The organism is Coriobacteriia bacterium, from assembly GCA_034370385.1.
Classification (GTDB): Bacteria; Actinomycetota; Coriobacteriia; order Anaerosomatales; family PHET01; genus JAXMKZ01.
This window is the reverse complement of record JAXMKZ010000037.1, coordinates 1-4,212: the sequence shown is the minus strand read 5'-3', so window position 1 is coordinate 4,212 and position 4,212 is coordinate 1. Positions and strand designations below refer to the sequence as shown.

General features: G+C 62.1%; 6 protein-coding genes. All 6 read left to right on the top strand.

The features are described from left to right. Positions 1 to 188: 188 nt before the first annotated feature. Positions 189 to 725: a hypothetical protein gene (locus U1E26_07955; GenBank protein MDZ4169575.1), complete on the top strand. Its 537-nt coding sequence runs from the start codon at positions 189 to 191 to the stop codon at positions 723 to 725. Positions 726 to 836: 111 nt separating this feature from the next. Beyond that, the gene (locus tag U1E26_07950; GenBank protein ID MDZ4169574.1) at positions 837 to 1,277 is read left to right on the top strand and encodes a hypothetical protein; all 441 of its coding nucleotides are present in this window, start codon (positions 837 to 839) and stop codon (positions 1,275 to 1,277) included. A 132-nt stretch (positions 1,278 to 1,409) separates the two neighbouring features. Beyond that, positions 1,410 to 2,369: a hypothetical protein gene (locus U1E26_07945; GenBank protein MDZ4169573.1), complete on the top strand. Its 960-nt coding sequence runs from the start codon at positions 1,410 to 1,412 to the stop codon at positions 2,367 to 2,369. A gap of 69 nt (positions 2,370 to 2,438) precedes the next feature. After that, positions 2,439 to 2,837 carry a hypothetical protein gene (locus U1E26_07940; GenBank protein MDZ4169572.1) on the top strand — a complete coding sequence of 133 codons (399 nt, stop codon included), beginning with the start codon at positions 2,439 to 2,441 and terminating at the stop codon, positions 2,835 to 2,837. Positions 2,838 to 2,925: 88 nt separating this feature from the next. Continuing rightward, positions 2,926 to 3,444 (top strand): DUF805 domain-containing protein, encoded by a 519-nt coding sequence (locus U1E26_07935; GenBank protein ID MDZ4169571.1) that lies wholly within the window; start codon positions 2,926 to 2,928, stop codon positions 3,442 to 3,444. Between the two features lie 105 nt (positions 3,445 to 3,549). Beyond that, positions 3,550 to 4,065, top strand: a complete 516-nt coding sequence (locus tag U1E26_07930; protein MDZ4169570.1) for a hypothetical protein — start codon at positions 3,550 to 3,552, stop codon at positions 4,063 to 4,065. Positions 4,066 to 4,212 lie beyond the last annotated feature (147 nt).

The following is a 4,212-nucleotide window of genomic DNA, read 5'->3' as shown; positions in this document are numbered from 1 at the left end:
AGGTCTCGGTGCGCGTCTTTCGCGATCAGCGACCGCACGGATGACCTGCGGGCGCCACGCTAACAAGCGCTTCCAGCCGACTTCGCCAGTCCTCGGCTACCATGTCAGTCAGTGGGCGCGGCTGAAGCGCCGCACGTTAGGTGTACCTCTGGGGCTGCTCGCAGTTGCGGAGGTTGATTGGGGGAAGGGTGCGGGACCTAATCCCGGACGCGTGGTACGTGGTCTCCTTGGTCAGCGTGGTGCTGCTCCCTGCGCTTCTGTTGTACACGTGGCTTGTCTTTCGCGGCAGAGTGCATCCCGTACAGTCGCGCGGTCCGCGCGAGACCGGCGACCAAGCCCAACCATCTGCGAGCGCGCGGCTCAGAACGATCACCGTTCTGAGTGTGACCTTCGTCTGGATGATTCTGCCTGCTTTGTTGGACGTCGAGGTCGCATATGGAGTCACGCTTGTGTTCTCGATCATCGGAGCGCTGGTCACCGCCATATCGTTGAGGCCCACTGCCGCCTTGGCGCAGCGGGCACCGCTGAGCTGGTCCGACACCATGTTCGGCGTGCTCGTGCCCGTGGGTATCGTCACGGTAGCCAAGTTCGGAGGTCGCGGTTCTCCAGCTGTCGGCCTTGACGTCGGCTACAGCGCTGCGGCTGGGTACGCGCTCGGCTTCGCGGCAGGGTGGTTTGTCGTGGCGCGGATGACTGCACGCCGACGACTTCGGCAGGCCACCTAACAATGGCATCGACGCCGACAAACCGCGGCAGTCAGGTAGTCTGAGTAGCAGGCGGATCGGGCCGCGGTTTGCGGGTCATGCCTAACACGTTAGGCGTAGTGGAGGTTGACGTTGAGGTATCACCGCGCCGCTGCATCTGTGCTCCTCGCCTTGCTCTTGCTGGTCGGGTGCGCCGCTCCTCCCGCTGAGCTATCCCCCGACGCGTCCCCGGAGGAGGTTGCGCGCCGCTACTACGAACTGCTGGGAGCCGGACGTGAGGACGATGCTCGCTCACTCATGTGGAGGCCATCGCGATTCGACGGAGCGGTACGCGATCGTAGTTTGCAGGGTCTGACCGACCTGAAGGTGGAGCGGTCTCGCGAGGACACCGTCGCTGGTCGGCCGGTAGTCTATCTTGAGCTTGCAGCGCTGCGCATGCTCGTCGTCCGCTACGAGCGGCACAGAACAGCTGTGACCGGAGAGCCGCCAGGGCAGGACATGCGCTTTGTCCTCTTGGGCCAGGAGACGCAGGGGGATCCGTGGCTGGTTGTCGAATCCGGAACCGGACCGTAGCCGCACACGCCTATCAAGCGCATCGACGCAGACAAACCGGCCGTGTGAGGTATTCTCGGCTCGAGACGTGCACAGGGCCAGTTTGCTGGTCATGCGCAACTACGTTAGCTAGAGTCTGGGGGTGACGCGGTCTTGGCGGTCTATTTCTTCTACGACGAAGACGGCCCAGAGCCGTTCCGGTACCTGACGCCAACACGCCAAATTGGCCCGCTGCCGCAACCATACGCGACGGAGATGAGTCCTGGCAGCTACTTGGAGTTTGCCAGAGAGGACCTCGCCAGCGACACGGATCGTGGCCTCATCAACGCGTTTGGGAACGCGAAGCGTGCCTTCCACCTGAGCGTGGATAGCCTCTTGAACCAGTACGGGTTGTTCACCAGGACGCGTCGTGCCAGCTTTCCAGAGAAGCTGAAGTTGGTGGATGCCGCAGGCATGATTCCCATTGGCATCATGCGCAACTTGAATGTCGAGCGGAATCTGCTCGAGCATGAGTACGCCGTGCCCGGGCGGACACGCGTTCAAGAGGCAGTGGACGTCACTACGCTTCTCCTGCTGGCAACGGAGAAGCTAATGGAGCGCACACCTCAAGAGATGGTTGTCGGCTGGAGGAAGCCTGCGATGCACCTGGTGATGCGTCTCGAGCCGCAGCTGGGCGAGCTGAGACTGCACCGCGTTACCGCTCCGGGCAAGTACAAGAAGATGCACGGCACCTCAGTGCTCGTTGGTCTTCGCGGGGTCTTTGGTGAAACATACAGTGAGGGCGTGACCATTTCGGCAGAGCCGTGGAAGACGATACCGCTAATCAAATCCAAGATCACCGAATGGCAGCCGATCATTCGTTCGCTCGTTGAGGCTCAGCGGAGGCAGGCGCAGGTTGAGACAAACATCCATGCGGACGGTGTATCCGCAACGATTGCAGTGACAGTTCCGATCTCACTTCCGGACGGAGTCTCATTCCAGGAAGTTCTTGAGCAGACATCTCAAGATCGCAGGCACGAACGACTCACTGCCACCGACTCGGACAGCCCCGGGGAATCCTGCGACTACCTAGCTAACAAGCACTTCCAGCAGATGTCGCGCCCTGTGGTCTAGAGTGGAGCAGTTGCGGCGTCGAGGGCGCGCCACAGCTGAAGTGCCGGACGTTAGGTACACAGGGGGCAGATGAACCGCGCATTCCACATCCGGACGTTCCTCATCGCACTCGTCGTGTGGCTGGCCTTCCTTATCGCCGGACTGCCCGCCTATTATCAGCAGTACCCGGCAGCCGGGATGGTGGTCTTCTCGGCGATGCTGCTCCCGCTGATCTGGCTGGCCGCGGTCAGGGTCCTCAGCGCGTTCGAACCCTCTCGCCGGATGACTGCGGCGTTATGGTTGGCGTTCTACTTCACAGGCCCGCTCGCTGTACTCGACTACTTGTACTGTGGCGTTTTCCTGGGCGAAGGAATCGGCTTCCTCACGCGCTACTGGTATCTGACGGCGTTCTACATCCTGCCGTGGCCCATTCTGATTGGGGCCTCGTCTTGGTTAACCAGGACCAGGGGTCTCTCGCCTGGTACCTAACAAGTGCTTCCAGCCGACTCACGCACGCGTTAGGCTGAACTGCAGCCGCTCGTTCGCGGCTGAAGCACAGAGACGTTAGGCGGAGGGCATGCAGCAACTCTGGCATTGGTACAAGTCGCCGTACAACCGCATCACCGACTTCTCGGGTCGATCACGCCGCGGCGAGTACTGGACCTTCACGCTCGTCAACGTCCTGGTCCTGTGGGCGGCGACCGCGATCGACTTGTCTTCCGGCACCTACTCAAGCGACGACGGCATCGGTCTCGTCAGCGGTGTGCTCTCGCTGCTGCTCATCATTCCGTCGGTTCCGCTCGCAATCCGGCGTCTACACGACTCGGAGATGAGCGGCTTCTGGCTGCTTGTCGGGTTCATCCCGCTCGTTGGCTGGCTGGTGCATCTGATCAACATGCTCAAGCGTGGGATGCGCGGTCCTAACAGGTACGGTCCCGACCCGCGCGGCCACGTCGAAGTTGCCGCGGCCGAGGATGGCGGTCCTCCGTATGCCGTCACCACAGGTCGGTTCATGGCCTGCCCCTGGTGTGGCCAAACGAATCCGCGCCCCAGGGAATCATGCCAGTGGTGCCACAAGCCCTACCGGGAGCCGTGAGCTCCCGCCTAACAAGCGCTTCCAGCCGACTTCGCAAGTCCTCGGCTACCATGTCAGTCAGCGGGCGCGGCTGAAGCGCCCAACGTTAGGCGGAGAGGGGCTTAGATGAGGTGGTCGAAACGACTGACGGCCACGCTGAGCGCGCTGGCCCTGGTTGGTTTCTCGACGCTTGGTTGTTCCGGCGCAGATCCGGCCACGACGTCCTCACTCACTGACAGCTCCACGCCAGAGATCATCACTCCATCGCCCGGGAATCCTTCAGGTCAGGAGGGGCGGCAGCTGGCCTACATCGTCGGCGTCGATCGTGATGGAGCTGAACTCCGGCTCACCGTCGACTTCGTCGTCTGGATCACCGGGGACGAGGCTGAGGCGCTCGAAGGGGCCGAACCCCCCAACGGCTTCCATATCCTGAACCAGAACAAGCGAAGGTGGGTCTTCCCCGTCGGCCCCGACACCCGCGTCGTTGTCCTGGAGGCGGCGAAGCCGCTTCCAGCGATTACTCCTGACGAGTTCGCGGTGATTCTGGAGGGCGAACGAGCCGGCTGGTCGGACACGCAGCCATACTGGGTCACCATCCGTGATGACACCATCGTCGCCGTCGAGGAGCAGTACGTCCCGTAGGTCTCCCGCCTGACTTCAAGTTTGAATCGCAACACTGAGCCTTTCTGAGGGCCTTCCTACGATTGTGCATAGCATTCCTCCGGGGTCCGGTATCCGAGCCGCTTCCGCGGCCGTGAGTTGAGCTTGGCGGCGATGGCATCGCAGTCG